Source organism: Corynebacterium incognita (assembly GCF_014217255.1).
GTDB lineage: Bacteria > Actinomycetota > Actinomycetes > Mycobacteriales > Mycobacteriaceae > Corynebacterium > Corynebacterium incognitum.
Window position 1 is genome coordinate 39795 of the sequence record NZ_CP059404.1, and the last position, 23153, is coordinate 62947.

Sequence of the window (23153 nt, forward strand, 5' to 3'; positions counted from 1 at the left end):
GCTAGTATGTGTGGAACCACACATGTTATAACCTCAACATCACGTGGGGCCAACTGGTTATAACGATTAGACTGGGAGGCGTTGGGCGCCGAGCGCCCCACGCGACAGGCTTCGTTCGGCGCGACTGTATGAAATGTTTCGTTCATGTTCTAAGGAGTGCTCATGGCACGTTCCGCCGCCCCTAGCGTTGTACCCACCCCGGCCCCTGATGGCAAGAGTGGCCATACCGCACCATGTGGTATCCCGTGGAGTGACGTTGCTGGTTTCCTCGGCGCCTTTGCCGCGCTGATCGTTGTGTTGCTGCTGCCCATCGATTCCATTGGTTGGGACGCGCAAATCGCCTTGGCGATGCTCGCCTTCGCCGTCATCATGTGGGTCACCGAAGCCGTGAGCTACCCGGTGAGTGCATTGCTTATCACCAGCCTCATTGCCATCTTGCTCGGCGTGTCACCCGACCCGGAGAAGCCGGGTGAAATCATCGGTACCTCCGCGTCGCTCAAGGTCGCGCTGAGCGGCTTCTCATCTTCGGCGGTCGCTCTTGTCGCTGCGGCACTGATCTTGGCGGGCGCGATGCAGGCCACCGGGCTGCACAAGCGTATCGCGCTGATGGTGCTGAAAGTGGCGGGGGAGAAGACCTCCAACATTGTTGCCGGTGCTATTGTCATTGCGGTCATCCTGGCGTTCTTCGTGCCCTCGGCCACCGCCCGCGCCGGTGCTGTGGTCCCCATCCTGCTGGGTATGGTCGCGGCCTTCGGCCTTGCGCAGGAATCTCGCCTCGGTGCGCTCCTTGTCATCACGGCGGCTCAGGCAGTGTCGATTTGGAACGTCGGTATCAAGACCGCCGCGGCGCAGAACCTCGTGGCCATCGGTTTCATCGAGTCCCAGATGGAGCAGTCGGTCTCGTGGGGACAATGGTTCCTGTGGGCAGCTCCATGGTCGGTCCTGATGTCCATCGCGTTGTATTTCATCATGCGTGCGGTCATCAAACCAGAGGCAGACTCCATTGCTGGAGGCAAGGAGCTGGTCGAGCGACAGTTGGCTGAACTGGGGCCGATGTCCGGCGCAGAGAAGCGCCTCGTGGCCATCTCTATCGTGCTGCTGGGATTCTGGGCAACGGAAGACATCCTGCACCCGATTTCCTCCGCCACCATCACCTTGGCAGCTGTGGCCATCATGTTGCTCCCGGGAATCGGCGTCTTTGACTGGAAGACCGCGCAGAAACTCGTGAGCTGGGGAACCCTTATTGTCTTCGCCGTGGGCATCTCCCTGGGCAGTTTCCTGCTAGATACCGGTGCCGCGGAGTGGTTGTCTGAAAAGACCTTTGGTGTCCTCGGCCTTGGCGGGCTCCCGATCCTGGCCACCATCGCGCTGGTGTCGCTGTTCAACATCCTCATCCACCTGGGCTTCGCCTCGGCGACGTCGCTGGCCTCCGCGCTCATCCCCGTCTTTATCGCGCTGGCCTCCACCCTTGATCTGCCCGGCGGCGGTATTGGATTTGTGATCATTCAGCAGTTCGTCATCAGCTTCGGCTTCCTGCTCCCGGTCTCCGCCCCGCAGAACATGCTGGCCTACGGCACCGGAGCTTTCACCACCAAGCAGTTCCTCAAGGCCGGTATCCCGCTCACCATCGTGGGCTACCTCCTCATCCTCCTGCTGTCCGCGACCTACTGGAAGTGGATGGGCCTGGTGTAAGGCACTGACATAGCAAAAGACCCGCCGTGGCGGGTCTTTCTTGTATGGTCGGAACGAAGCTGCACTGCGCCTACATTTCGGCTACATCGCGGTCTGGGAACGGTCGCCAGACCACTCAATGTGGAAGGAGCCGTCCTTGTCGGTGCGCTTGTAGGTGTGGGCGCCGAAGTAGTCGCGCTGGCCCTGGATGAGGGCGGCGGGCAGGCGCTTGGCGCGCAGGGAGTCGTAGTAGGAGAGCGAGGACGCAAAGACAGGGGCCGGCTGGCCCAGCTGGGTGGCGTAAATGACCACGCGGCGCCAGGAGTCCATCAGTGTGGTTAGCTCATCGGAGAAGTACGGGTCCAACAACAGGGACGGCAGCTGAGCGTTGGCATCGTAGGCCTCGCGGATGCGGTCGAGGAACTTCGCGCGAATGATGCAGCCGCCGCGCCAGATGGTGGCCAAATCGCGGGGATCGATGTCCCAACCGTATTCCGCGGAGCCGGCCTTGATCTCGTCAAATCCCTGGGCGTAGGCCACGAGCTTGGAGGCATACAGTGCGCGGCGAACGTCCTCGATGAAGTCTTGCTTATCGACGCCCAGGGCGGAAAAGTCGGCGATCTCACCGGCGGGTAGCTGGCCCTGCGCCGCGGCGCGTTGGTCCAGGGAAGAAGACAATGCGCGGGCGAACACAGCCTCGCCGATGGCGGTGACCGGAGTACCCAGGTCCAGAGCCGCCTTAGCGGTCCAGCGGCCGGTGCCCTTCTGGCCCGCGGCATCCACGATGACGTCGATAAGCGGGGCGCCGGTGTCCGGATCGGTCTGGGAGAGAACCTCGGCGGTGATTTCGATGAGGTAGGAATCCAGGTCGCCGGAGTTCCACTCCTTGAAGGTTTCCGCGATCTCCTGTGGCTCCATGCCCGCGCCAAAGCGGAGCAGCTGGTAGGCCTCGCCAATGACCTGCATGTCGGCGTATTCGATGCCGTTGTGCACCATCTTGACAAAATGGCCGGCGCCGTCCGGGCCGATATGGGTCACGCAGGGAGCGCCATCGACCTCAGCAGCGATGGATTCCAGCAGCGGGCCCAGGGTCTCCCAGGACTCAGCGGGACCGCCCGGCATGATGGACGGACCGTTAAGCGCGCCTTCCTCGCCGCCGGAGATGCCAGCGCCGACGAAGTGGCGGTTGCGCTCGGCCATCTCCTTTTCGCGGCGGATGGTGTCGGTGTAGAGGGCGTTGCCGCCGTCGATAATGATGTCGCCGTCTTCCATGGCGTCGGCAAGCTGCGCGATAACGGCGTCAGTGGCCTTGCCCGCCTGCACCATGATGATGGCCTTGCGGGGGCGCTCCAGGCTGGCGACGAATTCTTCGATGCTCTCTGACGGGATGAAGTTGCCCTCCTCGCCGTGCTCTGCGATGAGCGCGCGGGTGCGCTCAGGGCTGCGGTTGTACACCGCAACCGTGTTGCCGTTGCGGGCGAAGTTGCGGGCCAAGTTGGAACCCATGACGGCCAGGCCGACGACACCGATCTGTGCAAGCGAAGAATTCTCGGTCATAGTCACTGAGTTTACAGCCAATTGTTTCGGCGGAACCACCACCACATGGCTCCCACCGCGATCGCCATGGCGAGGAGGGCAATGGGGTAGCCAAATTCGGCATGCAACTCCGGCATATGGTCGAAGTTCATGCCGTAGATACCGGCGACCAACGTGGGCACGGCGGCCATGCCGACGACCGCGGAGATGGTGCGCATATCCGAGTTCTGCTGCATGGTGACCTTGGCCACCGAGGCGTCGATAAGCGACGTCAGGCGCTCGTCGAACGCCGACACCTGGTCCCGCACCGTCATCTCGTGGTCGTAGACGTCGCGCAGGTAGGAACGGATTTGTTTCGGGATGAGGTCCTTGTTGTCGCTGACCATGGATTTCAAGGCAGGCGCCAACGGATCGATGGCGTGCTTCATCTCGAGGATCTCACGCTTGTACAAGTAGATTCGGTCGATGTTGAGAGTATTGTCCGGGGTGAAGACTTCTTCCTCGACCTCGTCCACCTCAACAGAGAGCAGACGAGCGATGTCGAAATAGCTGTCTACCAGAACGTCGAGCACCTTCCATGCGGCCGCGATGGGGCCGAGTTCGGAGAGTTCCTGCTCGTTACGCAGGAGCGCGGGCAGGTCGATGTACTTGGCGCGGTGGCGCACAGTGATGATGAAGTTGTGGCCGATGAGCATCTGGACCTCACCTGTGGAGACAACGTCGTGGGTATCAGTCACCTCATCGTGGTCGCGAAAGTTCACCGAGCGGGCGACGACGAACAGCTGGTCGTCATAGCGCTCGAGTTTGGGGCGCTGGTGGGCGACGACGGCGTCTTCCACGATCAGCTCGTGGATCCCGAACTCAGAAGAGACCTTCTCCATTTGGTGGTCGTCCGGTTCGTTGAGGCCAACCCACACGAAGCCCCGACCGTGATCGGCGACGGCCTTGATGGCAGCGGACGGGGTGTACTCGCCCGGAAGGGGAGCACCATCAATGAAGACCCGGCAGTTGTCGATTGCGCGCTCGGCGGGGACGCGGAGCCGCGGGGCGTTGTCGCCGTTGTCCTTGGGGTTCTTGCGCCCCAGAATCTTCTGCGGGATGGAAGCCATGGTTATACTCTAAACCATGCCCACCTGGAAAGAAGTAACAGCAGCGAACCCCCAACACTCCCACAATTACGCCCAGCGTTGGAAGATGATGCAGTCCCAGGGCAAGGATATTGATGGCGAGGCCCGGCTTATCGACGCCATGGTGCCCCGCGGCGCCAAGATCCTCGACGCCGGCTGTGGCACGGGGCGCGTGGGCGGCGAACTGGCCGCGCGCGGCCACGAGGTCGTAGGCGTTGACATCGATCCCATCCTTATTGAGCACGCCCAACACGATTTCCCGGAAAGCACCTGGGTGGTCGGTGATTTGAGCACGGATCCCATTCCGCACGGCGGTTTTGATATCGCGGTGTCCGCGGGCAACGTGATGGGGTTCTTGGATCCCGCGGGCCGGGAACCGGCGCTGCGCCACATCTTCGAATCCCTGCGCCCAGGCGGCCGCTTTGTGGTCGGTTATGGTGCGGGCCGCGGCTGGGCTTTTACGGACTTCCTTAAGCTCGCCGCGAAGGTGGGCTTCGACCAGCAGTTCCTGTCGTCCGCGTGGGATATCCAACCCTTCGCGGAAGACTCAGGATTCCTGGTGGCCGTCCTGGCTAAGCCGGAGTAGGCGCCGCGCTCGTGCCCCATGGTCAACGGGGCCTCGCCCCGTGCCTATGTTGAGCGCGTCTGCCGCGGCGATGGCCTCGCGCAGCCACGAGGTGGACCACTCTAGCGCTTCTGGCAGGCTGTCACCGTGGCCGAGGCGGGTGGCAAGTGCGGACGATAGGGAACACCCCGTCCCGTGGGTATTCTTCGTGTCGATGCGTGGGGTGGAGACGCGGTGGGTGCGGGTGGCGGTGACTGCGACGTTGTCCGCGTGGTCGCGGCTAGTCAGGTGTCCACCCTTGACGACGACGGCCGTGCCGTACTCGTCAACAAAGTGCTTTGCGGTTTCGGTAGCTTGTTCCAACGTGTCCGCCACTGGAGTATTGGTGAGTACTGCGAGCTCCGGCAGGTTGGGGGTGATGACGTCCGCGAGTCGCGCGAGCTCCCGGACCTTGTTTTCGGCATCAGCCGTGAGTAGGCGGTGACCGCTCGTGGCCACCATGACTGGGTCGAGCACTACATGCTGCGCGCCTAGCCGTGGCAGCCACGCGGTGACCGCGTCGGTGATAGGGGCGTCGCCAAGCATGCCTATCTTGATAGCGTCCACCGTTACGTCGTCCGCGACGGCACGAAATTGGGCGTCGAGAAACTCTAGGGGAGGAGTGTGGATCTCCCGCACGCCGTGGGTGTTTTGCGCGACCAGCGCAGTGATCACGGACATACCGAATCCGTCGGCGGCCAGGATGGCCTTGAGGTCGGCTTGGACGCCCGCGCCGCCTGTCGGATCCGTTCCGGCGATGCTGAGCACTCGCGGAATGGATCCCAGCGTGGTATGCGGCTGCGCGGTCGTCATCGTGGAGCCTAGTCCTCGATCGCGTTGCGGGCGTGGCGCTGGTTACGGGTAAACGCCAGGTTGCCGCGGTCTGCGGACACTACGTTCAGGCCCCAGTTCAGCAAGGTGATGAAGCGGTTGCGGTTGGTCACCAGGTACAGGACGTGGATGAACAGCCATGCAGCCCAACCGATAAACCCAGAGAGCTCGACCTTCTTACCCATCTTCACCACAGCGTTGAAGCGGGAGACGATGGCCATGGAGCCCTTATCGAAGTAATCGAAAGGCTCACGCTCGTTAGCGGTGGACTCCTCGTCGAGCTTGGCAGCGATGAGCTTGCCCACGTGGGTGCCGCCCTGCATTGCCACCTGGGCCACGCCCGGAAGCTTGTTGAGGTTGATCATGTCGCCGATGACGTAGACGTTGGTGTACTCGCCCACGGTCAGGTCAGCGTTGACGGAGACGCGACCTGCGCGGTCCACTTCAACGCCGGCCTGGTCGGCGACCATCTTGCCCAGCGGGGAAGCGGACACACCTGCGGACCAAATCTTGGTCTCGGCAACCAGGGTGGTCTCCTCCTCGGTCTTCATGTCCTTGTAGGTCACGGCGTCCTCATCAACATTAGTCACCATGGCGTTGAGACGGACGTCGACGCCGGCCTTTTCAAGAACGCGCTGCGCCTTTTTGCCCAGGCGCTTGCCGAACGGCGGCAGTACCTGTGGTGCGCCGTCGAGCAGGTAGATGGTGGCCTCGGCTGGGTTGATAGTGGTGAACTCGTTGTCCAGGGTGCGCTTTGCCAGCTCCGCAACCTGTCCGGCCAGCTCGACACCGGTGGGGCCGGCTCCGACAATAACGAAGGTGAGCAGACGTTTGCGCTCTTCGGCGTCATCGGTCATCGCGGCCTTCTCGAAGGCGCCAAGGAAGCGGGAACGCAGCTCCAGGGCGTCGTCAAGCGTCTTCATACCCGGTGCGAACTTGGCAAAGTGATCGTTGCCGAAGTAGGACTGGCCGGCGCCCGCAGCAACCACGAGGGAATCGTACTCGAAGACGCGGGTCGCGCCTTCGAACTCCGCAGACACGGTCCGGGATTCCAAGTTGATGTCGGTGACGTCGCCCTGGAAGAAGGAAGCGTTGTCCTGGCCGCGCAGGATCTGGCGAGTGGACGGTGCGACCTCACCCGTCGACAGAATACCGGTAGCTACCTGGTACAGCAGTGGCTGGAAGAGGTGGTGGTTGGTGCGGTCAATGAGGGTGACGTCGACGTTTTCGTTCTTCAGCTTCTGAACTGCCTTGATGCCGCCCAGGCCGGCGCCGATAACAACGACGTGGTGGCGATTGCCCTGCGGACGGTACGGAGTAGCGGTCATTGTGAAATGAGCTCCTTAGGTTGCTTAAGAAAAATTCGGTTAATCCAAATACTGCAACCAGTGTAGTAGTTCCTGCGAGTTTCTGAGTCGTGTGGTCGTAATTCGGCATGGCAGCAGGGGAGACAACTCCGTGCGCGCTACGATGTCCACTCATGGAACACTTGGCTAGCATCGATGCCGCTGCGTGGCCGCGGGTGGCGAAGGTGCCGCGCGGCATTCGGGTCAGCGTCAAAGCGCAACGCGCGGAGAAGGCGTTTGCCAAGGCCTGCGAGGACGCCGGGGTGGAACTAGACATTACGGCCGCGTCCGGACCGGATATCTTGGTCGAGCACGACGCGCTGTTTGCTCGCATTGCCGATTCGGGGTGGCTCGGCATGGCGGAGGCGTACATGGCGGGTGAGTGGTTAACGCCGTCTTCCGACAAACTGGTGGAGGTGCTGACTAAGCTGCTGCGCCACGGCTATAGTCCGGTATCCGCCAAGGTCCCGGCGGAACCGCATGAAGGCGGGGAAGTGCCACCTGAGCTGGTGGCGTTATTTTCCGGCGACGGAATAAGCCCGGGGCCTGGGATTTTTGCCACCGGCGTGCCGACGACCGTGCGGGAATCCGTTTCCAGTTTCGCCCCGGGCGCCGGCCGGGGGCGCGAGCCGAAGGAGCACTTTGTTGACATAACCTATGTGAGCGAACCCTCGGTGACCGAACGGGAAGACCTTCCGGATGCGCAGGGCCGCAACGCGGACTGGATGCTAGACTCCGCACACGTGGGTGCCGGCACCCACGTGCTTGTCTATCCCGGTTCTGGCGCGCGTGCCGCCGTCAACGCCGTGGGCCGCCGTGGAATCATCGATGTGCTCGGCGCGGACACCGCACAATTAGAGGCATTGCGGGAGTACTTTGTCCTCGCCGGGGTGGACGATGGGATTCACGTGCAAGATATCCCGGAGGCCATTCCGCATGCGAAGGACTGGCGCGGGCGGTACGAGGCGATTGTCAGCGTCGATTTCCTCACTACGTTGGGCCCACGGCAGCGGCGCGACTATTTTGCAGCACTGGACCGGCTCCTCATGCCCGGCGGGCGTGCAGTGCTGTCTGGGCTGGTGGCCGCGACCGGTGGCGCGACGGGCAAGCAGCTTGCCGACGCGAGCCTGTCCGCGTTGCGGGCCTACGTCTGGCCGGGGCTGCACCTTGATGAGGCAACGGACGTACACAAGGTCTGCGACCGCTCGAGCGGGCTGAGGATTATCGCCCAGGCGCATCTGGGCGCACACGCGCAGGCGTCACTGCGCCTGCAGCGTGAGATCTTTGAGGGCAGGCTCCGGGAGGCTGCCGCAGCCGGTTTCGATCCGGTGTTCCGACGCCTGTGGGTATTCCAGTTCGCTATCCGTGAAGCCTTGCTGGCCGCGGGGCTGGTGGACTACGTGCATTTCACCGCGACGCATCGCAATCGCGGCGGGCGCCGATAGCAAGCTGGATACCGTGTCTTTGCACAGTGGCGTGGGGTAGAAGCCCGTCCATCTAAATTGACATAATGTACATTATCGGACAATTGTGAAGGTGGGAGGCCATGCGCCCATGGTTGCAGGCCATCTCGTGACTGCGCTATTAAAGTCAGTGTGACGTTAATGGCGTGATTAATCCCGGCGTTGACGGTATGCAGTCACAAGCTGAATGGCGGTGATGACACCGAATACCGCGCCCAGGCCCGCCATCCAGCGCGGCTCCACGATCCACATGGCGATGCAGAAGACAATGATCGCTAAGAGTCGGAGCCACAGGAATGGAATCTGTTGCTGTTGCAGCATTGGCGAGTCTCCTTGTGCGTCGTCGTGACTACTTCTTCTCAAACGTCAGGCGTAGATCGATGGTTCCTTCGTCGGCGATCTTGGCAGCGATGAACTCCGGCGACTTAATGTCATAATCTAGACGGTTGACTGGGATGTTTCCGCCAACGATGAATTTGTCTCCGTCCCGTAGCGCGTCCAAGGTCGCTGTCACTTCATTAGTCTTGCCCTTGATCGTGAGATCGCCCGTGACCGTAATCGTCGCCTTCGTGCCGCTGTCGGGCACCGTTGAAACATCCGCAGGCTTAGTCAGTGAGAACGTCGCCTCCGGGTGTCTCTCCACCTCAAAAAGCTTTGTCTTCATATTATTGTCACGAACATCATTATCCGTGGTGAGAGTGGTGATATCCACTGCCACCTGGGCATCTTTTAGTTCGGTTCCTTCTACGGTGGCCTCACCCGTGACGGACTTCGTCGAGCCAGACGTTGAACGTCGCTCGGACGGGAGAACCTCGTCGATGGTAAAGCCGGCAGACGTAAAGTTGCGGGCATTGCCCGTGGTGACCTGCCACTGCCCTGCCAGTTCTGTCGACGCCGCTTCGGCCCCCTGGCCAGACACTGGCTTGGTAGCTACGCCACGGCCCATGTATGCGGAGTACAGCATTGGGCCCAACGCGACTAGTGAACTGGCAATGATGAGGACCACGAACACGGTGATCATCAGCTTGCGGTTGTAAAAAAGCTTCTTCAGCATTGGTATCTACCTTATTTTCTCTAGATCGCGAGCCAGTGCAACCAATTCCGCGCAAAGCTCCTTCAGGTCATTCGCGTTCGCACCTTCTGCGGACGCTGTGGCGACGTCCTCGGCGGCGCAGCGCAGCTCGAATAGGCCGTCGTGAAGCTGGGTGACTTTGTCCTTCGTCATAATGACGGCGTCGGCGGGAATGCCGGTGCCCATGACATTGTGTCGCTGTTCGTATGCCCGTTGCTTGCAGGAGGGTGAACAGAACTTCCTGCGGCGCCCCCTTCCCCTGTTGACCGTGATTTCCACGCCGCACCACTCGCAATGGCTAGTAGTGTTCCGGCCCGAGGAGCCCACGGACTGAGAACGCGGCGAAGAAGGAGTTGGAGACGTCACGCATTCAAAGCTTAGTCCATGGGTCAAACCGCGCTTCAGGGGACGCGCAGCGGTTACGTTGTTGGGGCGCCTGTTAGTGCCGTCGAAAAGCGAGCAGTGAAAGATGGTGGTCTGGGAACAAGGGGGATTGCTCGTACGTTATACTGATTGCTCTGCAATACACACAACGTATGAACCAACCAAAGGATGATGTCTACTATGGCAGACCGCGTGCTACGAGGCAGCCGAATGGGAGCAGTCAGTTACGAAACTGACCGTGACCACGACTTGGCTCCCCGCCAGATGGTCAAGTACAAGACCGCCGACGGAGAGATTTTTGAGGTCCCCTTCGCTGATGACGCGGAAATCCCGGAGGAATGGCTGTGTAAGAACGGTCAGTGGGGAACGCTCATGGAAGGCGAAGGCGTGGAGTCCAAGCCGCAGAAGCCGCCGCGTACCCATTGGGACATGCTGCGCGAGCGTCGCAGCATCGAGGAATTGGATGAGCTGCTCGAGGAGCGTATCGACGCGTTGCGTAAGCGCCGTCGCACCGCCGCCCGCCTGCTTAAGGAGCAGCAGGAAGCCAACAGCAACTAATTAAGCTGCGGTGTACGCACCACAAAGGCCGGTCCGGGGTTTTACTCGGACCGGCCTTTGGCTATGTTATGGTGCAGGGAACCTAATTTCTCAAAGTTCTCAATTGGTTCCCGACGTGGCTTTAACGGCGCTTTTTAGCCCATTCCTCTTTGGTTTCCTGGAAGGCGCGCGTTGCCATGCCTACCATCACGCCGCCGAGCTCTTGGGCCTGTTCAGCGCGGTGAGCGATGCCCCACTTAGTGACTTCGAACAGAGAATCCTTCACAAAGCTGCCGTCCAGCTTCGACTCGCCGAGCTCGCGCTCGGTGAAGGTGATGGGGACCTCCCGGACGTCGAAGCCCGCTTGGTCAACGCGGAAAGCTAAATCAACCTGGAAGATGTAGCCGGCGTTCGAAAGCTCATCCAGATCCATGACTTCGAGCACTTCACGGCGGAACGCGCGGTAGCCCGCGGTCATGTCCTTGATATCCGTGCCCAGCGCGAGGGAAATGTACAGGTTGCCCATGCGGGACAGGTATTCACGTTGCGCTGGCCAGTTGACCACTTCGCCCCCCGGAATGTAGCGGGATCCGATGACGAGGTCACCGCCCTTGTCCACTTCTTCTAGCAGCCGGTGCAACTGCTCCGGAGCGTGCGAGCCGTCAGCATCCATTTCGCAGAGGACCTCGTAGCCCTTATCCAAGCCCCACGCGAAACCGGCCATGTATGCACCGCACAAGCCCCCCTTGCCCTCGCGGTGCAATACCGAAATCTGGGAATCCTCTGCGGCCATCTTGTCGGCGGCGTCGCCAGTGCCGTCCGGGGAGTTGTCGTCCACGACCAGAATGTCTACGGCCGGGATAGCCTCACGCACGCGCTTGGTGATGAGTGGCAGGTTCTCGATCTCGTTATATGTCGGGATGATGACCAATGTCTTCGACGAAGGGGCGTACGCGGTCGGCGTGGACGTCATATTTAATATCTCCTTAGTTGTTGAGCTCTATTCATTGTACTCTCTGCACCTACTCGGACGCGGCGGCGGTCAGGGGTGCTGAGCTGTGCTGCGCCGCAGTGCTGTCTACGGGGCGTCGCCAAGCACAGCGACGCCGCAGCGACGGGAACATGGCGCACAACGCCACCCCAACGCCGATGCCAGCGAGGAGCCATTCCAACCAGGTTCCCCATCGCACCGCTGGGGTAAGGCCGTCCCGCAGCGGCAGGTCCTCCACGAGACTTGCGGCCGTAAAGACTTCCGTGCGCTGTGCCACAGTCCCGTCTGGGGCGATGATGGCGGAGACCCCCGAGGTAGCCGGTACGACGACGGCGCGGTCGGTCTCAACCGCGCGCATCCGGCTCATCGCCAACTGCTGGTAGGTCATGTCAGAAAAGCCAAAGGTGGCGTTGTTAGTTGGCGTGGCCAGTAGCTGTGCTCCGGCCTTAACCGCTTCACGGTAGGCGGCGTCGTATTGCACCTCGTAGCACGTAGCGATGCCCAGCGCGATGCCGTTCGCGTGGACCACTCCGTTGCCCGTCCCTGGTTTGAAGTCACCAGCAAGATCTACATACTCAGAAACGTGGCGCAGCACATCTCGGAACGGCATAGTTTCGCCAAAAGGCTGAAGGAATTTCTTGTGGTGGTGCTCCCCCACTTCCCCGCCGGGGGCAAAAACTTGCATGGTATTGCGATCACCCACTGAATCTTTAGTAATCGTGCCAACGACGATGGGCACCCCAGCCGCGGTTACCGCGCCGTCGATGAGTCCGCGCGCCGCGGAATCTGTCAAGGGATTCACGTCAGAGGAATTCTCCGGCCAAATAACCAGGTCAAGGTCGGGGTTGTGGGTAACGACCGCGTGGGTTTGTTTAACGTGGTTGGACAATACAGCGCGACGCTGGGCGTTGAAGTCCAGGCCCAAGCGCGGCACGTTGCCTTGGATCGCAGCGACTTTCACCGTGTCTTGAAACGCTGGTTCGTGTCCCTCCTGCCCAGTCACACTGGTGCACAGCACGGCGGGTACAGAGATCATTGCCATCGCTGCGACGTTAGACTTCACATGACGGCGCGAGTGGAACAGCCCCACGAAGCCGCACGCTATACAGACGACGGCGAAGCTCACCAGCGCCGGGCCGCCGAGCCGCGCCAGGGTTTCGAAAGGCCCCCCTACCTGTCCCCAGGCCACACGAACCCAGGCGAAGCCGCCGAACGGCCACATTGATCGCGCAAACTCGATAAGCAGGAAGAGGAAGGGAAAAAGGGCGAAACCATAGCGCCAGACGGCGACGCGGCTGCCCCACCAGCCCAATAGCAGGGACCACAAGGACAGCGTGAATGCCAACGCCACGTAAGGGAAGGTTCCGACGAGCTCGCCGATCCATGGCAATAACAGCAAGTAGGCGGTCATGGTGTGCATCCATGCCACAGCCATGCCGACACCGATGGGGATCGGGCGTCGTGGTGCGGGGCTATCCGCTTCAGTGGGCGCCCAAGGACTTAACGCGACATAGAGACCGACGATGCCGATAATCCCTGCCCACCACAGGCCGAGCGGCTGGAAGGATGCGTAAACGCCCGCGCCTGAAACTGCACCGAGGAGGATGCGCAGCAAAGCTTCTTTCATGAAAAGTCCCCTGTGCTAGTTGTTGTCACGCTTTCCATCATCGCCGAAATCTTCGGGCCGGGCGTTTTCTGACCACTTTCGGATTTCTTCCTCCTCGATAACGAGGTCATCATCAACCCCGCCGTTACCCTTAACAAACCGGCGGCCGTTAGACTGCTCGCCCGGCTGTGGGACGGGCGCTTGGGAAGGGTGCCACCCTGGGTTTCCGGAGCGAGAACGGGCTTGTTCTTCGCCGTCCGCGAAGCTGCCATAGAAGTCGTGGTGCTGGGACATTGGCGAGGCCTCGTAGAGGCGCACGCCCATGTTCTCGAGAGAGCGAAACATCCCACGTGCGAGGCCGCGACGGATCAGCGCGCGGGTTGGCGGGAAAATAAGCAATGCTCCCAGGACGAAGCTGACGAAACCGGGTGCCGACACTAACGCGCCGCCGGCGACAGTGAGGCCAAGGTTAGAAGCGGTCCGGCCCGGATGGTTCGGAGCCACCTGGAGATGGCCGGAAGGGCCGCGGACCACCTGAGAGGACATGAGTCTGCGAATCTCAAAGCCGGCCCACACCATGCCCATAAACATGGTGGCGAAAAACGCGACGAGCGCCCACCCAGTCCCTATCCATGCGGAGACGAGCCAGAAGGCGAGGGCCTCACAAATGAGGTAGAGGAAGAACAGTACTGCTGGCATGGCAACCCATGCTACCTAACGAGGGGTTTGGTTGCGGGGCAACCCCGTTTCTATACTTGGTGTTTATGGCTCCTGTTTTTATTCGTCAGCCGGGTGAGGGCTCCTCCGTGACCAGCCTGTCGTCTCCGGCTCAGGAAGCGGACAAGATTTCCGTGTGCGTCCACGCCCCTGGCGGTGTCATGGCTCCCGAGGATTGGTCCATCGTGTCGGAGGTAGCCCGCCGGTATGGCGATGGAGACGTACACCTCGTTGGACATAGCTGCCTGGAAATTCACGGCATTGCTTCCGGCAGCGAGGAGGATGTGGAAGCAACGTTCCGTCAAACGGAACTTATTCGTGAGCATCTGGTTTTGGCGGCGCCGCTTTTCGAGCCTGCGCGATCGTTGGCACACCGCCTTTCCCTCCGTCTGGAGTCTACGGGGCAGGGCCTGGTCGCTCCTGACGTCGTTTTCGGCGTACTCCCTGCAAACCCGGAGTTCTCCCGGGGCATGGACACTGACGCTGTAGACGTCGCGGTGGTGCTGGACTGTTCCGGTCCCCAACCCACAGCCAGGGTGCTTGTCGACGACCGTGAGACGGGCACCGCCGTCGACGACGAAAGCGCTCTCGACCTCGCCGTCGAGGCAGCCAGGTCCCTGCAACCCGCAGGTCGAGCGCTGACCACTACCATCGGAGCTGATCGCCCGATTGGCTGGATAGCGGAGCACCATAGCCCGGGAACGGTCACGCTTGGCGCAGGGGTGCATCGCGGAATCCTGGCTGCGGAGCACGCCGAACTTTTGGGGGTCGTGGGGCTGCCAACATCTGTCACCCCGCACGGGGACGTCCTTATCCACGATCTCCCGGAAGCTGATGCGGACGTTATCCTTCGCGTTCTGGCTCCGCGGGGATTCATCTTCGACGCCAATTCAGACCTGCTCTAGGTAGCGTAAATTAAGCAGAATGAACGTTTCTGCCTCCCCCGTGATTCCACATGTCGTCACTCCCGTGGCTCTGCGCGGACCTCGCGCATACTGTTCTGGCGCATTGATCGCTCCTGACCTTCAGCCCGGGAAGGGAGTAGCGACGCGGTTTGTCCTGACCTGCGCGCACTACTTCCAAGAGATCGAAGCATCGCGATTTACGGTCAGCGTTCGTGGAGCACACATTCCGGCGGTCGCCGCGCGCGCCATCAACGGCACCGACATCGCTGTAGTGTATCTGGCAAGGGAAACCTCCCCTATGGTGGTCGCAGGTTTGGCCCACAATGCTCCGCCAGTGGGAGAGCACACTCGGACCTTCGGATTCGGCGGGAAGGCACGCTCCGCACAGGTGCGCGAAGGGTACTTCGTCACGTCCCTACCGTTTGCCTTCACCCGTGACTTCACGACGCGCATTCGGGAGGCCGGGCTTGTCTTTAACCGGAACGCGGCAGTGTACGGGGATTCCGGCGGTCCGGTCATGGTGGGCGGAACTATTGTTGGAACGCAGGCCCTTATCGCGGAGCCTTTTGGCCACAATATTCATGTCGCGACGGTGAGCCTTGTTGCGCCGTACCACGAGAGCATCCGGCAGGCCTGCGTCCTGCTCGAAACTCAATTCGGCAACAAAGCGTCCTAGGAGCCGATGGCGACGACCCCGCGTTGGATCGCGTCGATGGCGCGCCGTGCGTTGGCCCGGATTTCGTCCTCGTATCCCGTTTTGGCCACCTGCTGAAGCAGGTCAACGACCTGGCGGCACCAGCGCACGAAGTCGCCGGGAGTGAGCTCCGCGCCACAATCGGCGGCGGCCTTCATACAGTAGCCCAACGGCGCGCCGGCGGCCCACTGATGAACGGCGAGAGCGAAACCGGCCTCCGGCTCCCTCGTCAGTGGCAGCTTGTGTCGCTTCTCATCTGCGACAAGCTCAGTGTAAATACGCCACGTGCTATTCATCGCGTCAGCCATCCGGTCAGTCGCCGCATCCGGGCTCCCGCCGGTGGTCTTGCGGTTTTCAAACGTGCACAAAGACACCACGCCGGCGAGCTCCGCGGGGTCGAGTTCGTTCCAGATCCCGCGTTTGAGGCATTGGGCCACCAAGAGGTCGGATTCGTTATGAATCTTCGCCAAGCGCTCGCCCTCCTCAGTCACGATGGGGCGTCGATTATCACCCTCTCCAACGAATTCCACGTAGTCCATCTCCTCGAGCAGTGCCACGATGCGCTCGAAGGTTCGGCCCAAGGTGTCGGAAACGTTGGCGACCTTCGTTTCGAGCTTGTTGAGATCTTCCTCGCGCCGATGGAGTTTCTGCGCCAACCTAGACAACTGTTCCCTGTCGGTGGCTGGCCAGCGGTGGACTGGGTGCTGCCGAAGGGCGTCGCGGAGCTCCCCTACCCGTGCCGTCGTTCGCGCGCGTGGCGCAGACTTGAGGCGCTTTGGCCGTGGGTAGTGATTACGCGAGAACTGGTCTTTAACGTATTTGACGTGCTTCCGTGGCATCTTCGCCACTGCGCGCGGAATCCGCATGTGCCCGGTGACGATAGGTGGCATGGCGATGCCCGCGGCATCAATGCGTCCAGACCAGCCATCCTCCGTGGTGATCCAGGGGCGCGGGTCTTGTGCTTGATTCGCCGGAGTTACCACGACCGCGAGCTGCGGGCGTTTGCGCCCCGGCAGCGCGATGACGTCGCCGAGCTGGAGCTTGGACAACACGGCCACAACTTCTTTGGCTCGCTCCGTTGTCTTCGCTCTCTCGGCGGACCGTTCCTCGTCCGTGAGCCGCGCTCGGAGTGCCACGTAATCCATCAGTAAGTCGACGGGCTCGGCGTCATCCATAGCAGGCGGCGCCAATGACGCGATCGCGTCAGCCAGCTGTTCGCGCAGCGCCGCCACGCGATCTTCCGCGCGCTCGATTTCCCGGGTCTCTTCCACCACCGAGCCATCAGCTTGGTACTGCGCAAAGGATTTTTCCAACAGCCGCAGTGACTGCTGGAAGCCCAGCATACCCAGCAGGTTAATGGCCATATTATATCCCGGCGTGAAGGTGGAAATAAGTGGATAAGTACGGGTGGACGCGAGGCCCGCAACCTCAGCGGGGTTCATGGCCGGTGCCCACAGGACCACCGCATTGCCGATGGTGTCGATGCCTCGGCGACCGGCGCGGCCGGTTAACTGGGTGTATTGCCCCGGCGTCAAATCCACGTGGGCCTCGCCATTGAATTTGACGAGCTTCTCCAGCACGACGGTGCGCGCTGGCATGTTGATGCCCAACGCTAGGGTCTCGGTGGCAAAAACTGCGCGAACCAGACCCTTGACAAAAAGTTCTTCGACGATGTGGCGAAATGCTGGCAGCATGCCTGCATGGTGTGCCGCGAAGCCCCGCGAGAGTGCCTCGCGCCACTGCTTGAAGTTCAGTACCTCGAGGTCTTCTTCGGGGATCCCGGCGACGCCGTCGTCGATGATCTGCTTGATGAGTTCAGATTCCTCTTGAGACGTCAGAACCATACGAGAACGCAAACACTGGTACAAAGCTCCGTCGCAGCCCGCACGCGAGAAAATGAAAGTAATAGCAGGCAGCATGTCCTGGCTTTGGAGCACGCGCAGGACCTCCGGGCGGCCGAGGGGGCGGTAGCGGTCTTGGCTACGTGGTGCCCCGCTGCGGCGGTGGGACCGATCCTGGTCCCCGCGTCCCCCCTTTTCTCGCGCGCGGCTACGGAAGCCGCCCGCCTTATATCGCTTAGCGCTCTCGTAGGCCTGCTCTCCCCCGCTGTCGGACTCTAAGCGCTCGATGCGGCGGGCCAGTTCGGCGTTAACGGCGCCGCCCGAATCAGGCTCGAACAAAGGATAAATCTTCTTCCCCAACAACATCCATTGGTCCAGCGGGACCGGGCGATGTTCGGAGACAATGACTTTCGTGTCTCCGCGGACGGCGGTGAGCCAGTTACCAAACTCCTCGGAATTGGAGACGGTTGCTGAAAGGCCGATGATGTTGACGTGGTCCGCGATATTGAGAATCACTTCCTCCCACACCGCACCGCGAGATTGGTCCGCGAGGAAGTGGATTTCGTCCATTACCACGTGCGTCAGGCGGTCTAAGCGGGAGGATTCCTCGTAGATCATGTTGCGGAGCACCTCGGTGGTCATCACCACGATGTCCGCGTCAGCGTTTACGGAGACATCACCAGTGAGCAGTCCCACTGCGTCGTCACCGTGCGCGGCGACGAGGTCGTGGTACTTCTGATTGCTCAGGGCCTTAATAGGGGTGGTGTAAAAGCACTTCGTGCCCTGAGAGAGCGCCAGAGACACCGCGAATTCTCCGACGATCGTCTTGCCCGCACCCGTGGGCGCGCACACAAGCACGCCGTGGCCCTCCTCCACCGCTGTGCAGCCGGCGATCTGGAAATCGTCTAGCGGGAAACCTAAGCCGGCGCGGAAATCTTCCAGGTGCGTCAGAGTCATGCCTTCCAAGCTACAGGACGTCACCGAACGGGTCGCGGTTCTGGCTTTCCGACGTCCCGTGCTTCCGCCGCGTATCCGCGTGGGGCGTCGAATCTGCTATTGGAGCAGGGCGCGACACCGGGGTGACGTGAGCGATAGGCCCGGAAGCTTCATCATCGTCAAGATCGCTGAGGTCCGCCCACTCGGGATGCTCGCGCTTGAGGCGTTTGTCGTTGACTCGGCAGAACTGCAGCGACAACTCGACCAATAGCGACATGGAAAGCGCGAGCGCCACCATGGAGAACGGATCTTGGCCGGGAGTCATGAACGCCGCGAACACAAACAGGCCCACAATGATGATGTGGCGTTTGTCCTTAATCTGGGCGTATTCCAACAGGCCGATAATGTTGAGCATCACGATGAGGAGCGGGACCTCAAAGCTAATGCCGAAGATCAGGATGAGGTTCAAGACGAAGGAGAAATAGCGCTCGCCGGTCAGAGCCGAGGCTTGGAACTCCTCGCCGATGCCCATGAGGAACTCAAGGCCCACAGACAGCACCACGTATGCCAACACGGCGCCGAGCACGAAAAGAGTTACCGCAACGGTGACAAAAGCAAACGTCCAGCGACGTTCTTTGCGCAACAACCCCGGGGTGATAAACGCCCACAGCTGGTACAGCCAGATCGGGGAAGCCAGCACGAGGCCCGCCAGGCCACCGATCTTCATGCGCAGCATGAGCATTTCGAACGGGCTGGTCGCCAGCAGGCGACACTGTCCATCGCCGGTGGAAATGCGCATCTCCGATGGCAAGTTACAGTACGGGCCGCGCAACAGCTCGCCCAGCGGAATCGTCCCCAAAGGAGCATGCTGGTACCAGATGAACCCCAAGACGGTGGCTACTACTAATGCGCTGAGTGAGATGATGATGCGGCGACGCAGCTCTTTTAAGTGCTCGACTAGGGTCATCTCCCCCGTCGGATTGGCCTTCCGCTTAGACCGCTTACGCTTAGTCCGCTGCGCCGCTCCTTGCTGTGGTTGCGACACGACTAATTACTGGCCAGGCTGCTGCGGGTTTCCGTAGCCCTGCTGCGGCTGCTGGTACTGGGTCGGCTGATTGGCCGGGTCATTCCAGAAGTCGTCGTTAGCAGGATCGCGCTGCGGCAGCTGCCCCTGCTGCGGCTGCTGTGAATTGTTTTCTTCCTTCATTTCGTTGACCTCGGACTTGAAGATCCGTGCGGAACGGCCAACGGAACGGGCCAGCTCCGGCAGCTTCCGCGCGCCGAACAACAGCAGCACGACGAGAAGGATTGCCAGAATTTCCCAAGGCCCAACACTCATGAGTTCCTCTTTCGATTGACAGTTGACACCGCAGCACGCGCTCGCGTGCTAACGGTAATTGCTCGTTTGTTCAGTATAGCGCCGCTGTGCGTCGACTCTCTTCTCCGCAATGGCAGCTACCGCCTCCGGAGGCCCGAGAACGGTCATCACATCGCCATAAGCCAGTGCCAGTCGCGCCAACCATTCAACGGAACCAAACGGCATTGACGCAGCTAGATGGACATTATCTAGCTCTTCGCCGAGTTCCATCTGGTATTCCTCAGCAAGCCACGTGAATTCTTTGTGAACTGCTAGTTGCGCGCGTGTGGCGCCCATTAGCCCGAAAGGGTCATCCGGGGAAAAGTTTAACAACTCCTCATGGGGCGTGGCCTGGTGTTCGACGTCCCGAAGCACCTCGGCACGCGACATGCGATCTTGGCGGAAGGTCCGGTGGCCGCCGTTCTGACCAGCGCTGTCATCCCAAGCGACGAGGTACACCTCGGAATCGCGGATGAAGATGCGGGCCGGAGATACCACGCGTGTGGAGGTGGTGTTGCTCGTTTGCGACCAATAATCGAAACGCAGTTTATGTTTGCCGGTAAGAGCCTCGCGCATCACTGCGCCCGCTGAGGACTCCTCGGGGTCCGGCACGGCAAGGGTGTCGTAAATTGCCGCAGTTTTCTTGTCCATAATTGCCCGAATCTTCGAGGCCGCGGAGGTTACTGCACTGGCATCCGTGAGGCCCGGCATGGCTTCGAGAGATTCCAACATGAGCAGCAATGACCCCGCCTCCGTGGGAGTCAGCTTCAGCGGTTTATTTAATCCCTGGTCTTCGGTGATGATGACACGCCGCCAATCCGAGGCATCACCATCGAGCATCTCTTCCGTGTGTTGGCCTACTCCGGTGCAAAACAGGCTTTCCAATCCCTCACGGACTTCAGCTGGGGTCATGCCGAGGTCAGCTGCTGCCTCCATCGTGGTCTTATCTGGATGTGCTCGGAAGTATGGCACGAGGTTGAGGGAACGAACCAGCGCTTGGAGCTTTTCTGGGGCATCCGCCATCTTCTATTCCTCCCCTTCTTCAGCGATGCCGAGGTTCATCGGTGCGTCGAGAAGCGCAATGACGTCGTCACGCACGCCCCGCGGTTCGAACACTTCAACCTCGGAAGCGTATCCGGCTGCAGTGCGCACCAACCAATCTTTGTCGACATCAACGAAACGAACCACCTCACCGTCACGCGTGCCGACGTCCGCGAGTTCTTCGGCGATCCCAGGCGGAATGGACACCACGGCGTCAGTGCGCTCGGCCCCTTCAAGGAATCGTTCCACCTTCTCCTGCAAGTCACCCTCATAATCGAGGTGGGTGGGTACTTCCTTCCGCCCCGATACGGCGGAGATGCGAGTGAGGCGAAAAACGCGTTCGGCGTCCTTTTCTACGTCCCAGCCGATGAGGTACACACGTCCGGCGATGGGGACAAGGCCCCACGGGTCCATGAAGCGTTGCTGAATTGGCGCCACCGCGGACTTTTGGTAGTCGAAGCGAATTCTCAAACGATTGCGGATGGCCGTGAGGAGGTCCTGAAGTACTTTGGGACTCACTCGATTGATGTCATTGGTGGAACTATAAATAGGTGCCTCGGACAGTTCGCGATGTACACCCGCAGCTGCAAGCTTGGTCCACCCGGTAGCTGCAAAGGTGGCGAGGCCGCCCGTGCGCCCAATATCTGCGGCCATGCCTACTACCTGGGCTTCCTCCGCAGTGAACTCTACCGGTGGCAGGGAGTAGTCGTCCATTTCCATGTAGTAATAGGAGACTTCACTAGTCTTGTCCAAGCGGACGGGGACGCCTGCGCGGACGAGAGTATTCACGTCGCGGCCAAGCATTTTGTGAGCGTTGAGTACGTCCTCCGGATACCCGGGTACGTGGGAAAAAATCCATTCAGCCGTACGATGCGGGCGCCCGAAGCCCATGGCTGCGCCCTGCAGAGCGAAGCAAAGGTTAGTAAGCCGCATTACTGCAGCAGTCGTGCTGCTGCGGAGCTTGTTCTCGCTCATAAAACTAAGTCCCCAACTTTCCGAATAAACCTCAGTCAGCGTGTGAAGGTTCCGCATCCGAACCTGGAAGATTCCCCAGGAGAGCGATGAGCCCCTCGGCGTCCGCATCGGTGGTAGCAAAAGGATCTGCCAACTCCACAGTACGGGCATCAACGGTGCCGTAACTGTTAAGTTTCAGCCTTGTCCAATCCACGATAGTAGTTGGTGCTTCAACACCTGCCTCACGTGCGCGTAGCACGGCATCGCGCGCGGCCTCAAGAAAGGCTCCGCGAAGCACCGCACGGGTGGTTGTCGGCGGTGTCACTGTAGCGCCAGCAATCTCCACCTCAGTGGCCCACCTTTTTACTGCGCCTTTTGTCTCAAGCAGCGAGAATAGCCCACGGCCTTCCCTAATATCGTGATATGCAAGGTCGATATGGCGCAGTTTCGGGTGGCTGAAGTCCTCTGCAGATACGCCGAGGCGTTGTTGATACGAGCGCAGCAAGCGAAGTTTGATTGCCCAATCAACGTCGCGGGCCAGGCGGTCTACATCGCCTGCGTCCAGGGCGTCGAGAAGCTCACGCCACAGCTGCACCAGACGATGCACGACTGCATCGGCAGGACGATGATGCAGCCACTCGGCAGCCTTGTCCGCTATGGCTCGCTGAATCTCCAGGGCGGTCACCGTGCCGCCCGCTGAGAGCTCTAGCGGAGTCTTGCCGCTTATGTCTCCGGCGATAGTCCTCACATCGGACATGGGATCGTGTAGCTCCCATTCGGGGACATAGAAACCTGATTCCAGCATTTCGAGCACGAGCTGCGTGGACACGATGCGAAGCAGGAAAGAACTGTCCGCCATGTTCGAGTCGCCGAGGATAACGTGCATCCGCCGGTAGCGTGATGAATCGGCATGAGGCTCGTCGCGAGTGTTGATGATTGGGCGGGATCGCGTTGTCGCCGAAGAAACACCTTCCCATACGTGATGTGCCCGCTGCGACAAAAGGAAGCGTCCAGGATCAGTAGAGGTAGCCGGCGTGATGCTGCCGGCACCACAGATGAGCTGCCGGGTGATGAGAAACGGCAACAGGCTGGTGCCAAGTTCTTTCAAAACCAACTCTCGGCTAATCAGATAATTTTCGTGGCTGCCGTAGGAGTTTCCCGCGCTATCGACATTGTTCTTGAGCTGAAACACGGAGATCGGGTGGTGCAATCGCCCGCTCAGTGCCTCCTCCGCGCGCCGTGCTAGGTCGTCGACAATGCGGTCCCCCGCCCGAACATGGCGGAGCAGTTGCAATGGATGGTCGCACTCAGCCGTCGCGATCTCGGGATGAGATCCAACGTCAAGGTAGAGCCTTGAAGAGTTCGGCAGAAACACGTTTGTGGAACCATACTCGTCCTTCACCGGATCGAACATTACTCTGCCGAGCTCGTCCACACTGATCGGTCGATCCGTCGTGGGTGTGCGGGCCTGGGCCCCGTACTCAGTCTCCACGCCCATAATGCGGCGATAAAAGACGTCAGACTTGGAATGTGCCACGGA

The 23153-nt window shown here is 60.7% G+C and carries 21 protein-coding genes and 1 pseudogene; 6 read left to right on the forward strand and 16 right to left on the reverse strand.

What is annotated here, in order from left to right:
- Window positions 1-162 precede the first annotated feature (162 nt).
- Window positions 163-1692, forward strand: a complete 1530-nt coding sequence (locus H0194_RS00200; RefSeq protein ID WP_185175913.1) for an SLC13 family permease — start codon at window positions 163-165, stop codon at window positions 1690-1692.
- 81 nt (window positions 1693-1773) lie between these two features.
- On the opposite strand, the gene gndA is transcribed toward H0194_RS00200, so the two are convergent.
- Both gndA and corA read right to left on the reverse strand, forming a co-directional pair.
- A complete protein-coding gene (gene gndA, locus H0194_RS00205; RefSeq protein ID WP_185175914.1) occupies window positions 1774-3228 on the reverse strand; it encodes an NADP-dependent phosphogluconate dehydrogenase in 1455 nt (484 codons plus the stop codon).
- A gap of 11 nt (window positions 3229-3239) precedes the next feature.
- Window positions 3240-4316 carry a magnesium/cobalt transporter CorA gene (gene corA, locus H0194_RS00210; RefSeq protein ID WP_185175915.1) on the reverse strand — a complete coding sequence of 359 codons (1077 nt, stop codon included), beginning with the start codon at window positions 4314-4316 and terminating at the stop codon, window positions 3240-3242.
- A gap of 16 nt (window positions 4317-4332) precedes the next feature.
- Between corA and H0194_RS00215 the strand changes: the two genes are divergently transcribed.
- Window positions 4333-4920 carry a class I SAM-dependent methyltransferase gene (locus tag H0194_RS00215; protein WP_185175916.1) on the forward strand — a complete coding sequence of 196 codons (588 nt, stop codon included), beginning with the start codon at window positions 4333-4335 and terminating at the stop codon, window positions 4918-4920.
- Here H0194_RS00215 and thiD read toward each other — a convergent pair.
- Window positions 4912-5751: pseudogene (gene thiD, locus H0194_RS00220) on the reverse strand (bifunctional hydroxymethylpyrimidine kinase/phosphomethylpyrimidine kinase); the annotation flags it as partial. The gene H0194_RS00215 and the pseudogene thiD sit on opposite strands and share 9 nt — an antisense overlap.
- Window positions 5752-5759: 8 nt before the next feature.
- The gene (locus tag H0194_RS00225) at window positions 5760-7097 is read right to left on the reverse strand and encodes an NAD(P)/FAD-dependent oxidoreductase (protein ID WP_185175918.1); all 1338 of its coding nucleotides are present in this window, start codon (window positions 7095-7097) and stop codon (window positions 5760-5762) included.
- Between the two features lie 152 nt (window positions 7098-7249).
- On the opposite strand from H0194_RS00225, the gene H0194_RS00230 reads away from it, so the two are divergent.
- A complete protein-coding gene (locus H0194_RS00230; RefSeq protein ID WP_185175919.1) occupies window positions 7250-8560 on the forward strand; it encodes an SAM-dependent methyltransferase in 1311 nt (436 codons plus the stop codon).
- Between the two features lie 168 nt (window positions 8561-8728).
- Here the strand turns inward: H0194_RS00230 and H0194_RS00235 are convergent, their stop codons facing one another.
- From H0194_RS00235 to H0194_RS11095, 3 genes are read right to left on the reverse strand one after another with little or no spacing between them, the layout of a single operon-like run.
- Window positions 8729-8899 (reverse strand): hypothetical protein, encoded by a 171-nt coding sequence (locus tag H0194_RS00235; protein ID WP_185175920.1) that lies wholly within the window; start codon window positions 8897-8899, stop codon window positions 8729-8731.
- 28 nt (window positions 8900-8927) lie between these two features.
- Window positions 8928-9632, reverse strand: coding sequence for a YceI family protein (locus H0194_RS00240; protein WP_343061304.1), 705 nt, complete (start codon window positions 9630-9632; stop codon window positions 8928-8930).
- A gap of 6 nt (window positions 9633-9638) precedes the next feature.
- A complete protein-coding gene (locus H0194_RS11095; protein WP_343061305.1) occupies window positions 9639-9836 on the reverse strand; it encodes a hypothetical protein in 198 nt (65 codons plus the stop codon).
- 378 nt (window positions 9837-10214) lie between these two features.
- Here H0194_RS11095 and H0194_RS00250 point away from each other — a divergent pair, with 378 nt between their 5' ends.
- Window positions 10215-10592, forward strand: a complete 378-nt coding sequence (locus tag H0194_RS00250; RefSeq protein ID WP_185175921.1) for an RNA polymerase-binding protein RbpA — start codon at window positions 10215-10217, stop codon at window positions 10590-10592.
- A 121-nt stretch (window positions 10593-10713) separates the two neighbouring features.
- Here H0194_RS00250 and H0194_RS00255 read toward each other — a convergent pair whose 3' ends face one another.
- Genes H0194_RS00255 through H0194_RS00265 form a run of 3 tightly spaced genes read right to left on the reverse strand, consistent with a single transcriptional unit; the run spans window position 10714 to window position 13867 of the window.
- A complete protein-coding gene (locus H0194_RS00255) occupies window positions 10714-11544 on the reverse strand; it encodes a polyprenol monophosphomannose synthase (RefSeq protein ID WP_185175922.1) in 831 nt (276 codons plus the stop codon).
- Window positions 11545-11593: 49 nt separating this feature from the next.
- Window positions 11594-13189: an apolipoprotein N-acyltransferase gene (gene lnt / locus H0194_RS00260; RefSeq protein WP_185175923.1), complete on the reverse strand. Its 1596-nt coding sequence runs from the start codon at window positions 13187-13189 to the stop codon at window positions 11594-11596.
- Between the two features lie 15 nt (window positions 13190-13204).
- On the reverse strand, window positions 13205-13867 hold the full coding sequence (locus tag H0194_RS00265) for an FxsA family protein (protein ID WP_185175924.1): 663 nt from the start codon (window positions 13865-13867) through the stop codon (window positions 13205-13207).
- 65 nt (window positions 13868-13932) lie between these two features.
- On the opposite strand from H0194_RS00265, the gene H0194_RS00270 reads away from it, so the two are divergent.
- Entirely contained in the window at window positions 13933-14790 is an 858-nt protein-coding gene (locus H0194_RS00270; protein WP_185175925.1) for a hypothetical protein, read from the forward strand.
- 19 nt (window positions 14791-14809) lie between these two features.
- Complete coding sequence (locus H0194_RS00275) at window positions 14810-15466, forward strand: trypsin-like peptidase domain-containing protein (RefSeq protein ID WP_185175926.1); 657 nt, start codon at window positions 14810-14812, stop codon at window positions 15464-15466.
- Here the strand turns inward: H0194_RS00275 and H0194_RS00280 are convergent.
- The 6 genes from H0194_RS00280 to pafA all read right to left on the reverse strand — a co-directional run bounded on the left by H0194_RS00280 (window position 15463) and on the right by pafA (window position 23150).
- Window positions 15463-18282, reverse strand: a complete 2820-nt coding sequence (locus H0194_RS00280; protein WP_185175927.1) for a DEAD/DEAH box helicase — start codon at window positions 18280-18282, stop codon at window positions 15463-15465. The genes H0194_RS00275 and H0194_RS00280 overlap by 4 nt on opposite strands.
- A 10-nt stretch (window positions 18283-18292) precedes the next feature.
- Window positions 18293-19228, reverse strand: a complete 936-nt coding sequence (tatC, locus tag H0194_RS00285; protein ID WP_185176778.1) for a twin-arginine translocase subunit TatC — start codon at window positions 19226-19228, stop codon at window positions 18293-18295.
- Window positions 19229-19312: 84 nt separating this feature from the next.
- Window positions 19313-19600: a Sec-independent protein translocase subunit TatA gene (tatA, locus tag H0194_RS00290; protein WP_185175928.1), complete on the reverse strand. Its 288-nt coding sequence runs from the start codon at window positions 19598-19600 to the stop codon at window positions 19313-19315.
- A gap of 48 nt (window positions 19601-19648) precedes the next feature.
- Window positions 19649-20641, reverse strand: a complete 993-nt coding sequence (locus tag H0194_RS00295; RefSeq protein WP_185175929.1) for a helix-turn-helix transcriptional regulator — start codon at window positions 20639-20641, stop codon at window positions 19649-19651.
- A gap of 3 nt (window positions 20642-20644) precedes the next feature.
- Window positions 20645-21634, reverse strand: a complete 990-nt coding sequence (locus H0194_RS00300) for a helix-turn-helix transcriptional regulator (protein WP_185175930.1) — start codon at window positions 21632-21634, stop codon at window positions 20645-20647.
- Between the two features lie 31 nt (window positions 21635-21665).
- On the reverse strand, window positions 21666-23150 hold the full coding sequence (gene pafA, locus H0194_RS00305) for a Pup--protein ligase (RefSeq protein ID WP_425486434.1): 1485 nt from the start codon (window positions 23148-23150) through the stop codon (window positions 21666-21668).
- Window positions 23151-23153 lie beyond the last annotated feature (3 nt).